We start from the raw sequence: 15,298 nt of genomic DNA, 5'->3' as shown, positions 1-15,298 counted from the left end.
AAATACGTATTTTTTAAATTTATTTTTCTATTTTTGATCAAATCAAATGAGTAACAACAAATTAGTTTTTAATCCGATAAAAATTTGGACTCATGAAAGAAGAACAAACCGCTTGTTATTCTTGTATCAATGAAAATTGTTTTATCAAGAAACATCTGCATTTAGAACAAATGAGCCAATTTGTTTCTAAAAAGCAAAATATTGTCTGCAAAAAATCGGATCAATTTATTACGGAAGGTGCGCCGCTGCAAGGACTTTACTTTATTTGCAAAGGAAAAGTAAAAACAGTAAAAACCGGAATTAATGGACGTGAACAAATTGTTCGCCTCACAAAAAACGGAGATACAATTGGATTTCGCGGATTTGGAACTGGTAAAAAATATTTGATTGGTGCTTATGCGCTGGAAGATACGGTTTTATGCAATTTTAGCAATGAAACTATGCTAGATATTTTAAAGCAAGTTCCTGAATTTACATATGCTTTAATGTTATTTTATGCCGAAGAATTAAACAAAAGCGAAAACAATATTCGTAAAATTGCGCATATGAATGTTCGTGAACGTGTGATTGATTTATTGCTTTATATTCATCGCAAGTTTGGACAAATCAATGGTTTAATTGATATTGATCTTTCGAGAAAAGAAATTGCGGATTTTGCCGGAACGACAGAAGAGCAGGCGATACGTGTAATTTCGAGTTTGAAAAAAGAATCGCTTATTAAAACGGTTGGAAAACGAATTGGGATTTTGGAAGTTTCAGAATTGAGATCTGAAATTATGGAGCATAAATATTTCTAATTTATTTACGTATTAGTACTTATTTGTTGTGCAGTATTTCTTCAAATAATAAAACTTTAGCATCAAGTTTCTTTTTGTTTTGGATAGGATTATATAGTCCTGAATTTCGAAATATTACAACTAAAGTTATTATTTCTTTTTCATTGAGTTTTTCTAAATCTTTTTTGAAGTAAAATTTTGAAGCATCTTTTATTCCAATGTTATCAAATCCAAAATCGTAGTTTATTAAAACGAATTTAAGACATTCGTCATGACTAAATTCTTTTTTTATTTTTAACCAATAAAGAGTTCTTTTTAATAAAGAAGTATTTCTAATATCGGTTCGAATATTATTTGCAGCATTTTGACAAGGACAACTTGGCTCTTTTATTTTTTCATAAATTTTATTGTAAGTAAAAATGAAAGCTTGAAAATCTTCTTTTTGAGCATTATTTAATTCTTTGGTTATAAATAAAAACTCTTCATTTTTATAAATAGGATTAAAGTCGCTTAGTAAAACTGCAATTGTGATTACCAAAATAATGACCAATCCGATAAATATTTTTAAAGATTTTTTTACCATGAAAAAAAAGCGTTTTTGTAGAGACGCACCGCAGTGCGTCTCCACGTCGAGTATAATTTATTTTTTTCTGCCAATAAATCGAATTACAGAACCTTTTCCGTTATGGAATATACCTTCGTTAAGTTCGATTTCTTTTTCTTCTAATTCGATGATTTCATAATTCAGAAAATCACTTTTGATTTCTTCGATAGAAAATAGAGATTCGATATCTTTTGGACCGCCTACTTTTTCGTTTACAGCAAGATATTCTAAATGTTTTTTGCTGAAAGCCTCAAAAATAATAATACCATTTTTGCGTAATAGTTTGTCAAGCTGTTTGTGAATTGCCGATTTAATTTCTGCCGGAAAATGCGCGTAAATTAAAGCAATCGCATCAAATTGATCTTCGTGAAAATCCAGCGTTTCTAATTCGCCGACTTGATAATCAATTGAAACATTGTTTGCTTCAGCCAGTTTTAAAGCTTTGTTTTTTCCTTCTTCGCTAATATCAAAAGCAGAAACTTTCCAGCCTGATTTTGCTGCAAAAATGGCATTTCGTCCTTCGCCTTCAGCAGGAAAAAGAATAGCGCCGGGATTTAGTTTTTCTAATTGTTCTTTTAAATAATTGTTGGGGTCTTCGCCGTACGCAAACTCTTCGCTGCTGTAACGGTCGTCCCATCGCTGAGTCCAGTTGTTCATGGTTTATATATTGAATTTAATTATTAAAGGTTTGTGGTCGCTGAGCGCAGTCCAGTCTTGATAAGTTCCTATTTCGACACTTTCCAGAGTTTCAATAAAATCATTTGAAGCAAAGCAGTAATCCAGATGATACGGTTTGTTTTCGTGTCTATAAAGATATAAAGTTGGATGCTCTTCTTTACCCTGAATTTGATTAAAATATTTATGATACGTGCTAAAAATATTTTTGTCGCTTAATTTGTTTACAACCGTTGTATGATTTCCTTCTCGTCGTGGTTTATCCCAAATGGTATTGCTGTTGAAATCTCCAATTAATATGGTTTTGGTTTCTTGAATTAGATCTTCATAATAATTAATTGCTTTCCAAACTTGGGTTACATATTGTCCGTCTTTATCTTCAGGATTGTTTGCCCAGATTGCAAATAAGATAAAATCTAATTTTCCTCCAGTTACGGCTATTGGTAAGATATTTTTAAAGTTTGGATTATGGCAATCTAACAATTGAAACCGATAATTGCTATAAGAGAAAACACCAAGTCCTTTATGCGGATTTGTTCCGTACCAAAGAATGTCGTTTGGCAATTGAATATTAGCAGGAAATCTTAATTTTTCAGGATTTTCACACTCAGAAATTACTGCAATATCAGGATTGTGGGCTAGAATGAATTCTGCTTTTTTTCTGAATGCCATGTTGCAATTCCAAGCTATGAGTTTCATTTGAGAAAATTATATCGGATTTAAAATATTTAAACTTGAAAATTCTTGATTAGGTTTGAATTCTATTCTTCCTAATATACAGAAGAAAGTATTCTGAAATTAAAGATGTAACAATGGATGAAAAGGCAATTAATCTATAATTTACGTTGCTGTGATGATAATAGTAAATGTTTTTATTGTCAGCTACAGTTGTGTATTTTATAATTTGAGATTCTAAATAACAAAAGAAAAAGTAATATAATATCAGAAGAGGGATAAAGATTAAAACCGAAATAAAGTTGGTTTTTCCGGATTTTTTAAGAATAGTGATTATGTAAAAACCAATTGGAATTATCGTTAATATAAAACCAAAATCAGGAATAAAAAACCTAAACTCTTTTCCTCCATAAAATCTTAAGTCATAATTAGCAATTTGACATACAAGGGTTCGAGTTAAAATTCTGTACTCTGTGTCATAAAATAAGCCAATTATAAAAAACAAGATTATGAAAACCAATAGAATAAGTATGTTTTTAAATTTCATAAAATAGACTTCTTTAATTTCTTGATGATCTTTATCCAAATGTACCTAATTTAATATTAAAAGTATTTGTGCTTTGTACAAAAAAATACCCTTTTCCAAAACTGAAAAAGGGTAAATTAAAAATGTATATTTTAGAAAATTAGATTAAATAGTGCTTGGTATTTTCAATCTTAACCAACAAATTTTGTTTCACCATTATTAATGTCAATTTCAGCAAAATTATGTTTTCCGATAACGATAAGCAGTTTGTTTGCATTATATCCTACATATCTAATTTCAGGTTCTCCTTTTTTTGGTTTTCCGCAAACAGAAATTACATTGGTCTGCCATTTTAGTTTACTTCTTTTGTAAGCCGAAATGGTTTGCAGATCATTTTCAACATAATAAATAATGTTGTCTTTTTTAATGCCTCTTTTTTGTGTTTTTGCGAAATTAATTTCAGAGTTTTTTGAAATTAAAGCATCATTGTATTTTTGGCCAATACCAGGCTGCGTAACAATGAAGGTTAACATTGATAGTTTTAAAAATTGTTTCATTTGGGGGATAGAATTTGGGGTTCGTAATCGATTCAAATATAATTAATTAAACGAGATATACTAAGTTTTTTGTAAATAAAAAAAATACCCTTTTCCGAAATAGGAAAAGGGTAAAATATTGAAGTGAATTTTGAAGAAAAATTATTTTTTCCAGCTAAAAATTCTAGGATTTACAGAAATCATTAACCATGCCCAATTGTTAGTATGGCCGGCATCTCCATTTTTAATAAATTCTAAAGTTTTAGAACCAAACATTTGAGAATAACCTCCTGAAACTGTTATATCTTTTTTGAAGTTATAACCAAAAGTTGCATCAATTTCAGTTCCTAAATATGAATCTAATTTTTCAGCTGGCGTTACTACATCAGCAGCAGATAAAAACACATGCGGAATCAAAGCAAACTGCCATTTGTTTACATTGTAATTTAATTTTACAAATGCATCTTGTAAACCAACATTCTTTAAATGATTTCCAACATAGAAATAATCCATATAACCGTTAAAACCATGGTTGGTTCCAAAAATAGGATTGAAAGATTTAATAACAGTACTTGCGTCGTTTGTATCTTTTCCAGAAAGGAATTCATATCCTAAACCAGCTTTAAAAGATTCTGTTATTTGGTACCCAAAGTTAGCAGCAGCATTCCAAGCGCTTACTTGTTGATCTGTGCTTTTCCCAGTTTGACCATAGGCCCAAAAACTAGTATCAATTTTACCTTTTTTATAAGCTAAATAAGGCCCAAAAGTCTGTGTGTAATCTACTAATAGTTTGTTATCAGGATTAGGATTAGGAGCATATTCGTAACCAGTATTCAGTAATAGAAAACTCAAACCAAAAGCTTCATTAAATTGGTTATGATACCAAGCATATTGCATAGCTTTATAATTTGCAACTGTATAAGGTGTCTGAATTAAATTTTCGGCAGTAGAGTTATAAGCTCCTCCAAAATCTAATTTTTGTTTTTCAGTATGAAACGAAACTGTAAGTGCATCATGACTTTGTGCCTGTTGTCCCCAATCTTGTTCTCCTAAAATACGCTGATTATCATACGAAAGTACCTGACGTCCCATTCTGGCGCTCCATTTTTCGGTGAAATTATATTGTGCCCAAGCTTCGAAAACAGCAACTCCATTTTTATCTGCTGTTGCAGCTGGAACTACATCTCCCCAGGTTCTGGTATTTTGCAGCGTTAATTTTACAATTAAATCTTCTTGTTTATAATTGAAATTTAAGCGAGAACGCTGTGAGATTTGTGATGTACCTTTTTGACCTTCTGGTAAAAGAGATTTGTATCCGTTTCGATATTCAAAACGCGGCCTTATTTGTAAATTTACATCTAATTCTTGCGCTTGTGCAGCAGTTACGCCTAAAAGTAATAGAACGATTAATTTTAATTTTTTCATAAAACTGGTAATTTTTTGATGGCGTAAAATTATAAGAAAATTAAGTCTTTGCTAATGATAAAAATCATTTATTTTGTTATTTAATTGGTAACTGGTACAAGTTGCTGTTTTTCAATTGTTTTTACTGTTTTAGCTTGTTTTTTGCTAACACTTTTGGTAATGGCATAGTGCATCCAGACCAAACATCCGGTTGAAAAAAGCAGAATAAAAATCCATGAACTAGACCAGATTCCGGTTGCAGTTAATAAATATCCGAAGATAATAGGGCCAAAGAAACCTCCCAAACCGCCAATCATTCCAACCATTCCGCCTACAACACCAACTTCATTTGGGAAATATTCCGGAATATGTTTGTAAACTGCGGCTTTTCCAATTCCCCATGAAATCCCAATTAGAATTACTAAAACTAAGAAAACCCACATATTGGCATCAAATTTAATAACTGTGATTCCTTTTGCTAAAAGCTCTTTTTTCTTAACAGCTTGGTTTTCTGCAACAACAACTTGCTGCCATGAAGTTGAAGTTGGAAAAATAGCATTCTCAGCATTGTTTTCTTTTTTCTGTGCGACCGCAAAATCTGTTTCACCAATTTTAATTTTGTCATTGGTAACAGCGGTAATAGTTCCTTTTTTGGTTGCTAAAACACCTGGGCCAGTAGTTGTAATTTCCATTTTCGGAATAGCTAATAAAGCGCTTAAAATTACTGAAGATCCTAAAACCCAATACATCACTTTTCTGGCACCGAATTTATCTGATAAATAACCTCCAAATGCTCTGATTACGCCAGAAGGAAGACTGAACATAGTGGCAAATAAACCACCCATAACTAAGCTGGTTTGATAAACGTTCATGAAATTTGGTAAAAGCCATTGTGAATAGGCTACAAAACAGCCAAAAACTAAAAAGTAATACGCTCCAAAACGCCAAACTCGGGCTGATTTTAAAGGAACCAGCATTTGAGAAACTGTTTTTGTATTGTTTTCTGGTTTTTTATTTTGTGTGAAAATCAAGAAGGCAATTCCAATTACCACTAAAGAAACAGCATAAATAACAGGAAGTATTTTCCAGCCGTTTTGTAGATCTTCGATCGAAAAATGATTTAATAGGGAAGGAGCTAAAAAAGTTGTTATGGCTGCGCCGGCATTTCCCATTCCGAAGATTCCCAAAGCGCGTCCCTGCCATTCTTTTGGGTACCAAATAGAGGTATAACCAATTCCGACTGCGAAACTTGTCCCGACCATTCCGAAGAAGAAACTTAGCAAAGCAAACATAAAAAAGCTGTCAGCGTAGGGAAGAAGAAACAATGGAATCGAGCTGAGAAGCAGTAAAAGTGAAAAAACATATTTTCCACCAAATTTATCTGTCAGGATTCCAATAGGTAGACGCATTATTGAACCCGTTAGAATTGGAATTCCTAAAAGCCATCCCACCTGAACAACGCTCCAGTGGAAAATTCCGTTATCGACTAAAAAGGTTACTAAAACGCCGTTTAATGTCCAGCAGGCAAAACACACGGTAAAAGCCAATGTGTTCAAAAATAAAATTTTGTGTGATTGAGATAATGAGTTTGTAGTTTTCATAGCACTTATATTTTTTTGTAAAAATAAGTACTATAACTTAGTTAAAACATGCTAAAACGCAGTTTTTGCAAAATAATTACGTATTTATACGTATTTTTTTAAATCAAAGAATACTCAGTTGCTTTATTAGAAAGTTCCATTAGGTTCTTTACTTTTAACTTTTTCATCAGGTTAAAACGATGTACTTCTGCAGTTCGTTTACTAATGTCAAGTGCTTCGGCGATTTCTTTGTTTCCTTTTCCGGATAATAAAAGAGTCAGGATTTCTTTTTCTCTTTTGGTAATCATCATTTCGTCACTTAAGTTTTGCTTAGGTTCTAATGAATTTGAAGGATTTGTCAATTGACCAATTAAGATAGATGAAATGTCTCCGCTGAAGTATTTTCCTCCGGCAGAAACCGTATGAAGTGCTTTTAAAAATTCTTCTTTGCTTGAACCTTTCAATAAATAACCATCGGCTCCGGCTTTTATGGATTTCAATACGTATTCTTCCGATTCGTGCATCGAAAGCATAATAATTTTTATGTTATTATTTTCGCTTCTAAGTTTTTCTACTAGTTCGATACCGGTTAAGTTTGGCATACGAATATCGGCTATAAGTAAATCGGGTTTGCTTTCCGCTACTACGTCAAGAGCGTCGGCTCCATCAATTGCTTCGCCCACAACCTCAATGTTTGCTTCGTTTTCCAAAAGGGATTTGATTCCGTCTCTAACAAAAACATGATCATCTGCCAGGACTACACGAATGATATTACTCATAGTTTACTTAATTTTGGTTTTGGAATTTTACGTATATTCATCTATAAAGAAGACGCTAATATACGTAATTTTTTAGATTTTAATTTCTAACATTAAAATTTCTAATGTTGGAAATTCTAAATTATACAATTGTACTTAGTATTGTCAGGCTGAGCGAAGTCGAAGCCCACGTAAGCAGCTCTACAAAGATTGTCGATTTAGATTGCGCGGGCTTCGACTTCGCTCAGCCTGACAAACGATGATTAGACGTTTACGTAAATTATCTAATTATCAAATTATATCTTATTTAAGTATCGGGATATTAAAAGTAATCCTTGTTCCTTCTCCCGGAATTGAGTTGATGAAAACGCGGCCGTTGATGTATTGAATTCTTTCTTTCATAAATAAAAGTCCCATTCCGGATTCGCTGTTTCGTTTTTTATCGACTGTATTGATATCGAAACCTTTGCCGTTATCATCGATAATAACGCTTAAAAGTGTTTCGCTGTGTGAAAGCTGCACGATAATATGTGAGGATTCGGCGTATTTTATGGCGTTGTTTATGGCTTCCTGTGTAAGGCGATAAATATTGATTTCGATTAAGGAATCTAAACGCTGGTCGAAATCGGTTTTATTGTAGAAAAGGATTTCTTTTCCGGTTAGTTTTGAAAGTTCCTGTGTTAGTTTTGCCAGAGAAGAAACGATTCCGTGATCACTTAATTCCGGAGGCATTAAATTAAAAGTTGCGGTTCGTACACCTTTTATAATATCTAACGAAAGTTTTTTTAGGTATTCAATTTTTTGTTCTGATTTTTCTTTGTCGTCTAAATTGATGCTTTCCAGACTGAATTTTAAACCAGTAAGCATTTGTCCAATTCCGTCGTGAATTTCTTTGGCGATTCGGTTTTGTTCGTTTTCCTGATTTTCAACAATTTTGCTCGAAATAATCTTTTGCTGATTGATTTTTTCGGTTGTGTTTTCAAGATTTAAACGTTCGACTTCTCGCTGTGCTTTTTTGCGTTCGGTAATGTTGAAACAAACAATCAAAAGTTCCAGTTCGTCTTTTTTAATGGTTACGGGAACCATTGATAAATCCAGCCAAATGGTTTGATTTTCTTTGTTTAAAATTTTGATTTCGCCCTGCCAGCCGCTTCTTTGTTTTTCAAAAATAAGTCGGTCAATATTGATTTGCTCTTTTTCATCAACGGTTAAAACTTCTGAGAATTTTTTGTTAGATGAAAATTTGGTATAGTTTAAAAGTTTGGCAAATTTTTCTCCAATATGAATGATCGAACCATCGGGCGCAATTCGGCAATAGAGTAAAGTATTCTCCATTGCGTAGTTAAGCGATTTTAATTCTTTAACCGAATTTTCTTTGATTTCACTGATGATTTCAGTGTCGTAAGCCAGTTTTAAAGCTTTCTTTTCTGAAGATAAAAGTCTTGTAATTAATCGTTCTATCTTTTTATTTGTTGGCTTGAAAATGAAGAAGAATTCTAAAAGCAGGACCAATAAGGTAAAACCAAAAATCCAATATTCTATTTTGCGCTGTTCTGTAACTTTTTCGTGTGCTTCTAGATCGTATTGGGTTACAATCTGATTCATTTTTGAAAGGAAATAACCTTCGTTTTCTAAAATTGTATTTACTAGTTTTTGATTTTCTGCGGATTGTTTTTTCTGCTTTAAATTCAATAAAAACGAATCGGTTGTTTGTGCAATTTTATTGAAAATTGGATTGATTTCCAGATATAATTTACTGAGTGTTTCTGATTTTTCTTTTGGAAAAGCTAAACTGTCACTGCCATTTTCGAGTGCATTTTGGTTTTTTTTCCAAAGTGATAAAACATCTTGTAAATGTGAAATTTGTTTAGCAGAAGCAGTATCAGAAACATAATGCAGAATCAGAACTTCTTTGACAATTTTCTGGCTCAGCATTCTTTGCTTTCCCGAAAAGTTAATAATTTTAGAATCGCTTAACTGCTGATTTAAATTGTATTGAACTAAAACCTGACTGACAATTATAGTTAAAGCAATAGTAAGAAGTGCAAAAAAATACAGACGGCGTAAATTTTTGAATGTGATTTTATCTTCTTCCTGATTGCTTTTCTTCATAAAGTCAGTTTACAATCCTAAAGATGCTTTTATAAGATTTAAATTTTCTTCAGAATAATTGATTTTTAAGGCTTCCTGATGTCCTTTGTCTGACATTTTATCCCAGGTTTTTTTGATGATGTTTTTCAGCTTTTCTTCATCGTGTTTATGAACGAAAGGTTCTAAGTAATATTCTAAAAAAACGAGACAAATTACATCTTCTAATAATTGTGTTTCGTGATCTTTTTTAAGTAATTTTTTCTCTATTAGAAATGAAACACGATCGATGAAAGCCTGATCGTAACCTGCTTTCTCAAGAATTTCGGCTGTAGTTTTAGCGTGGAATTTCTTCAATTCTTCTCTCCATTTCAAATAACCCACACGATCCATTGGATATGATTCACGAGCAACTTTCCATCGGCAGATGTGCTGTGCTTTTGACGCAATCTGAATTTCTTCTGAAGCATTGGGTTCAAACTGCATCAGTCTTTCGTACATCCTGTTTGAATACAATAATTCTTTTGGATATTCTTTGTTTTGGTCGGTTTCGAGGTTTGGATCCTGAGCGTTTTCAGCATCAATCCATTCGCTTGCTTTTTGAAAAGGTGTAGTCATTTTTTGGTTTGATAATAGATTTCAAAGATACGGAATTAAGTTTTTTTTCGCCACGAATTTCACGAATTAGCACGAATTATTGTTTTTGTTTTTTTGCCACAGATTAAAGGATTTTTTGGATTTAATCTGGTGTTAAGTTTTTTTGCCACGAATTTCACGAATTCCACTAATTTAATTCGTGCTAATTCGTGAAATTCGTGGCAAATAATTTTAATCCTTTTAATCTGTGAAATCTGTGGCTTTAAAATTAATCTACAAATCCAACAAAAACTTCATTTTCAACTACTTTAATCGGATAGGTTGCAATTTTAAAATCGTCTCCATTTAAGTTAGAACCATCTACTAGTGAGAATGTTTTTTTATGCATTGGGCAGGCAATTTTTGGAATATCATCTGTAGATCCTGTCATTCCTCTTGAAAGTACCATTTCCATTTTGTGCGGACAGGCGTTTTGGCAGGCGTACCATTCATTACGGCGTGTGAAATTGAAAATAGCAATCTGCTTGTTTTTGTATTTAATGCAGCCGCCGCGATTAGTAGGGAAATCTTCAACTTTGCCCGCTTTAAACCAAATTGTTGCATCGCTCGCATGAACTGTTTCGTATTGATTTAAGATTTCTTCCATTTTGATTGAGTTTTGATTTCCTGTTTCTTAGCCCTCTTTTTACAATCAAGAGAGTTTTGATGGCGCAGTAAAAAAGAGGGTAAGAAGGACAGCAAACGTTATTGATATTTTTTTGTTTTTTGGAGCTTATTTTTTATTTTTTGAAACACATAGAGACATAGACTTAAAATTGAAAAAAGAATTGTCAAAAGAAAATCATTTCTAAACTAGAGAAGTGAAAAACATTTTTGGGTTGCAAAATCTATGTCTCTATGTGTTTTGTATATTTTAATTTATGACCAGGCTTTTGGCGCTTTTTGATCTCTTAACGGAACAAAAACAGCATTGTCGTCTTTCTCGTCTGAGTTTACGAAATGATTAAAGCGTTTTAATAATCTTGGTTTTTCCAGAACTTGTTTCCATTCGCATTCAAAAGTGTTTACCAAAGTCTGCATTTCGGCTTCTAATGTTTCACAGATTCCTAAGCTGTCTTCGATTATAACTTGTTTTAAATAGTCTAAACCTCCGTCTAATTTTTCTAACCAGGTCGAAGTTCGAATCAGCGGGCCAGCGGTACGGATATAATACATTAAGAATCTATCCATGTATTTGATAACCGTTTCTTTATCAATTTTCTCTGCTAATAAAACGGCGTGTTTTGGATTTGCACCACCATTTCCGGCGATGTATAAATTCCAGCCGCCTTCAACGGCAATTAATCCGAAATCTTTTCCTCTTGCTTCCGCACACTCACGAATGCAGGCCGAAACACCGCCTTTTAATTTATGCGGAGAACGGATTCCTTTGTATCTGTTTTCAAGTTCGATGGCAAATCCGGCGCTGTCGTCCATTCCGTAGCGACACCAGGCATTTCCAACGCAGCTTTTTACGGCACGAAGCGATTTTCCGTAAGCATGACCGCTTTCAAAACCGTTGTCAATTAAGATTTTCCAGATTTTAGGCAGATCACTTAAATGCGCTCCAAATAAATCGACTCTTTGCGCTCCGGTAATTTTGGTGTATAAATCGAATTGTTTGGCTACTTCGCCAATAACAATTAATTTCTCGGCAGTAATTTCACCTCCGGCAACTCTGGGAACTACAGAATACGTTCCGTTTCGTTGAATATTAGCCAAAAATCTGTCGTTTGTATCTTGAGTAGTAACATGTTTGTTTGCCGTATCGTTATAAATACTGGAGAAAATAGAGGCTACAACTGGTTTACAAACTTCGCAGCCGTCGCCCTTTCCGTGATGATCTAAAACATCATAAAAATTCTCGTATTTATTGATTTTTACCAAATCGAATAATTCCTGACGTGTATAACTAAAATGCTCACAGATTACTTCTTTAACTTCTTTTCCAAGTGATTTTTGAGTGGCTTTTACCAAATCTGAAACCATTGGTTTACAGCCGCCGCAGCCAGAAGTAGCTTTAGTTGCTTTCACAACATCTGAAAAACTAGCGCAGCTTTCATCTAAAATTTTACAGCAGATGGCGCCTTTGGTAACATTTTCGCAAGAACAAATTACAGCTGTATCTGGCAAATCCATTACGCTTCCTAAACTTGAACCTTCAGAACCGTCACGAGAGCCTAAAATCAAATCTTCCGGATTTTTAGGTAATGCCATTTCGTTACTGTAAATCTGGAAAAGTGAATTATAATCGCTCGAATCTCCAACCAAAATTCCGCCTAAAAGTGTTTTAGAATCTTTGGTAACATTGATTCTTTTATAAACACCGCTTAATTTATTCTCATAAATAATGGCGGTTACGTTTTCATTTTCAACAAAAGGATCACCAAAACTCGCAACTTCGACACCAATTAATTTTAATTGTGTCGACATATCGATGGTTTCTCTCATGGTTTTAGAACCATTTAAGATTTGCTCTGCAGCGACATCTGCCATTTCGTAACCCGGAGCAACAAGTCCATAAATGTTTTGATTGTAAAGTGCCGCTTCGCCAATTGCATAAATAGAAGGATCTGATGTCTGCATTTGATTGTTTACCACGATTCCGCCTCGTAAACCCACTTCAAGTCCTGAAACTCGAGCTAATTCGTCGCGAGGTTTAATTCCGGCAGATATAACCAACATGTCTACTTTTAACAATTCGTCGTCAGCAAACATCATTCCCGTTATACTTTCTTTTCCATCTATATATTGTGTTGCTTTGTTAAGATGAATTCCAATATTTAATTCTTCAATTTTTGATTGAAGCATATCACTTGCACCTTTATCTAATTGTCTCGGCATTAAACGCGGAGCAAATTCGACAACATGCGGGTTCAATCCTAAATCCCTAACGGCTTTTGCAGCCTCAAGACCTAATAATCCTCCGCCAAGGACAGCGGCTTCGGTTGCGCCTTTTTGTTTTATCTTTTTGGCGTAAGCCATAATAGCATCTAAGTCTTCGATAGTTCTGTATACAAACACGCCTTCTTTTTCGACTCCGTCAATTGGCGGAACAAAAGCTGATGAACCTGTTGCTAAAACTAAGTAATCGTACGTATGTGTTTTTTCTAAATGTGTATGTATTGTTTTTTCGGTACGATTTATATCTGTAATTAATTCTGATGTATTTAGAATAATGTTGTTTTCAGCATACCATTCGGTTGTTGATAATGATAAATCATCGGCCGTTTTTCCTCCAAAGTATTCACTTAAATGAACACGGTCGTAAGCGCGCCTTGGTTCTTCACCAAAAACGGTAATTTGATACTTTTCCTGTCCTGATTTTGCAATGAACTTTTCACAAAATTTATAACCAACCATGCCGTTTCCAACTACTATTACTCTAATCATGATTTCTTTAATTAAGTATTACTACGCAAATATAAGTATTAATACTTATAAAAATACGTATTGAGTATATTTTTTTAAGTAGATGTAGTATTTGGAGAATACGTATTTCATCGTAATCTTTTACGTAGTGCGGGTTTTTAATGAAATGGAATACTGATAATTATTTTAAATTTGAAAAGATTCTAAATAAGAAATTCAAAATATTGTCGTAAATTCATAAGAATTTTACTTGTATTTTGTTAAATGATGTTATTTCAAATAAAACGTTATGAAAAATATACTTTCACTTTTGTTCTTACTTTCTGTAATGACTGGCTGTAAACCTACAGCAGACAAAACTTCAAATACACAAACTATTTCTGAATATGGTTCTCAGGAAGATGAAATGAAATATTATTTTACAGCAACCGGAAATGAACCGTTTTGGGGTTTAAAGATGGGAAATGAGGAAATTATATTTACTTCATTAATTCCGGGAAAAGAAAAACTTGTTTTTGCACCTGTTGATGCAATCAAAGAGATGGATGCTAATGTTAAGATGTATAAAATTGCTAACGAAACTTCGACAGCAACTATTACAATTCAGCAGGTAGATTGCCAGAATTCAATGTCGGGAGCCATTTCACCTTATAAAGTTTCGATAGAAATTAAAAATAATTCAGAATTAGAAACCAAAAAAAATGGCGGCTGCGGAAAATATAATACGGATTATCGCTTACATGATATTTGGGTTTTGGAAGAACTCAACGGATTTAAAGTTTTTGTAACTGACTTTCAAAGAGAATTGCCAAGAATTGAAATCAACTCTTCTGAAAATAGATTTATGGGTTACGGAGGCTGTAACGCGATAAGCGGAACTATTTTTTATGAAAAGAATTTACTTCGATTCTCTAAAGTTATTTCGACTTTAATGGCTTGTGCGCCGGGAAATAAAGAGGGGGAGTTTACAAAAGCGCTTCAAAATACGACTACTTATGGTATTGAAAACAATAGATTGACTTTATCAAATCCTTCGGGTAAACTTTTGGTTTTTAAGAAAGTAGATTAATGTTTTTGAGTTTTAAAAATGTCCTAGAATGGTTTAAAAATGACTTATAGTAATATAAAAATGACTTAAAGCTGGAATATTTTTGTAAAATAAAACTTATAAATATTTATTTTACATGAAAAAGATTTTAATGTTGTTTATTGCGGTGTCATTAGCTTACAGCTGCAAATCAAGTAAGACTACAAATTCTGTAGCTGCGACTAACGAAAATGCAATCGAAAAGAAATTACAACAAACCTGGATTTTAGAGAATTTAAACGGAAAAGTAATTACGGATAAAGATTTTTCCAACGCTCCAAAATTAGAAATGTCTTCATCAAGTTTTTCTGGATCAACAGGATGCAATGGTATTAAAGGAAGTTTAGAATCTGATGGTGCCGGAAAACTTAAGTTTCCTAATCTTACATCAGAAACTAAAAAATGTGATGCAAAAAAAGAAGGTGAATTTATGCAGTTATTAAGAACGACTTCTGGTTATTCTATTGAAAACAACAAACTTTATCTTTCTAATCAGTTTGGACTTACAATGTCCTTTAAAAAAGGTTAATTAAAAATGAAAGGCTTCGATTAATTTCGAAGCCTTTTTTATTTTGTCATTT

Annotated in this window: 14 protein-coding genes; 3 read left to right on the top strand and 11 right to left on the bottom strand. The window is 33.1% G+C overall.

Translation table 11 applies throughout. The features are described 5' to 3' along the window. The first annotated feature begins 92 nt into the window (after nucleotides 1-92). Nucleotides 93-797 carry a Crp/Fnr family transcriptional regulator gene (locus J2Y38_RS01235; protein WP_309838824.1) on the top strand — a complete coding sequence of 235 codons (705 nt, stop codon included), beginning with the start codon at nucleotides 93-95 and terminating at the stop codon, nucleotides 795-797. A 19-nt stretch (nucleotides 798-816) separates the two neighbouring features. Here the strand turns inward: J2Y38_RS01235 and J2Y38_RS01230 are convergent, their stop codons facing one another. The 11 genes from J2Y38_RS01230 to nirB all read right to left on the bottom strand — a co-directional run bounded on the left by J2Y38_RS01230 (nucleotide 817) and on the right by nirB (nucleotide 13,651). Next, the gene (locus J2Y38_RS01230) at nucleotides 817-1,359 is read right to left on the bottom strand and encodes a transglycosylase domain-containing protein (RefSeq protein ID WP_309838822.1); all 543 of its coding nucleotides are present in this window, start codon (nucleotides 1,357-1,359) and stop codon (nucleotides 817-819) included. 57 nt (nucleotides 1,360-1,416) lie between these two features. Next, entirely contained in the window at nucleotides 1,417-2,037 is a 621-nt protein-coding gene (locus J2Y38_RS01225; RefSeq protein ID WP_309838820.1) for a class I SAM-dependent methyltransferase, read from the bottom strand. A gap of 3 nt (nucleotides 2,038-2,040) precedes the next feature. Next, nucleotides 2,041-2,754, bottom strand: coding sequence for an endonuclease/exonuclease/phosphatase family protein (locus J2Y38_RS01220; protein ID WP_309838818.1), 714 nt, complete (start codon nucleotides 2,752-2,754; stop codon nucleotides 2,041-2,043). Nucleotides 2,755-3,447: 693 nt separating this feature from the next. Beyond that, nucleotides 3,448-3,813 (bottom strand): hypothetical protein, encoded by a 366-nt coding sequence (locus J2Y38_RS01215; RefSeq protein ID WP_309838816.1) that lies wholly within the window; start codon nucleotides 3,811-3,813, stop codon nucleotides 3,448-3,450. 141 nt (nucleotides 3,814-3,954) lie between these two features. Further along, nucleotides 3,955-5,217, bottom strand: a complete 1,263-nt coding sequence (locus J2Y38_RS01210) for an alginate export family protein (protein WP_309838814.1) — start codon at nucleotides 5,215-5,217, stop codon at nucleotides 3,955-3,957. Between the two features lie 80 nt (nucleotides 5,218-5,297). After that, nucleotides 5,298-6,797 (bottom strand): MFS transporter, encoded by a 1,500-nt coding sequence (locus J2Y38_RS01205; RefSeq protein ID WP_309838812.1) that lies wholly within the window; start codon nucleotides 6,795-6,797, stop codon nucleotides 5,298-5,300. Between the two features lie 98 nt (nucleotides 6,798-6,895). Next, nucleotides 6,896-7,555 carry a response regulator transcription factor gene (locus tag J2Y38_RS01200; RefSeq protein ID WP_309838810.1) on the bottom strand — a complete coding sequence of 220 codons (660 nt, stop codon included), beginning with the start codon at nucleotides 7,553-7,555 and terminating at the stop codon, nucleotides 6,896-6,898. Nucleotides 7,556-7,837: 282 nt separating this feature from the next. Continuing rightward, complete coding sequence (locus J2Y38_RS01195; RefSeq protein ID WP_309838808.1) at nucleotides 7,838-9,646, bottom strand: ATP-binding protein; 1,809 nt, start codon at nucleotides 9,644-9,646, stop codon at nucleotides 7,838-7,840. A 9-nt stretch (nucleotides 9,647-9,655) separates the two neighbouring features. After that, nucleotides 9,656-10,240 carry a DUF4202 domain-containing protein gene (locus tag J2Y38_RS01190; protein WP_309838806.1) on the bottom strand — a complete coding sequence of 195 codons (585 nt, stop codon included), beginning with the start codon at nucleotides 10,238-10,240 and terminating at the stop codon, nucleotides 9,656-9,658. A gap of 247 nt (nucleotides 10,241-10,487) precedes the next feature. Continuing rightward, complete coding sequence (gene nirD, locus J2Y38_RS01185) at nucleotides 10,488-10,865, bottom strand: nitrite reductase small subunit NirD (RefSeq protein WP_053470260.1); 378 nt, start codon at nucleotides 10,863-10,865, stop codon at nucleotides 10,488-10,490. A 272-nt stretch (nucleotides 10,866-11,137) separates the two neighbouring features. After that, nucleotides 11,138-13,651: a nitrite reductase large subunit NirB gene (gene nirB / locus J2Y38_RS01180; RefSeq protein WP_309838802.1), complete on the bottom strand. Its 2,514-nt coding sequence runs from the start codon at nucleotides 13,649-13,651 to the stop codon at nucleotides 11,138-11,140. Nucleotides 13,652-13,919: 268 nt separating this feature from the next. On the opposite strand from nirB, the gene J2Y38_RS01175 reads away from it, so the two are divergent. Further along, nucleotides 13,920-14,699, top strand: coding sequence for an META domain-containing protein (locus J2Y38_RS01175; protein WP_309838799.1), 780 nt, complete (start codon nucleotides 13,920-13,922; stop codon nucleotides 14,697-14,699). A gap of 115 nt (nucleotides 14,700-14,814) precedes the next feature. Beyond that, the gene (locus J2Y38_RS01170; RefSeq protein ID WP_309838796.1) at nucleotides 14,815-15,246 is read left to right on the top strand and encodes an META domain-containing protein; all 432 of its coding nucleotides are present in this window, start codon (nucleotides 14,815-14,817) and stop codon (nucleotides 15,244-15,246) included. The last annotated feature ends 52 nt before the right edge of the window (nucleotides 15,247-15,298 follow it).

It is taken from the genome of Flavobacterium sp. 2755 (assembly GCF_031455715.1).
Classification (GTDB): domain Bacteria; phylum Bacteroidota; class Bacteroidia; order Flavobacteriales; family Flavobacteriaceae; genus Flavobacterium.
Note: the sequence above shows the minus strand (reverse complement) of the source record. Positions and strands in the feature narration are given on the sequence as shown.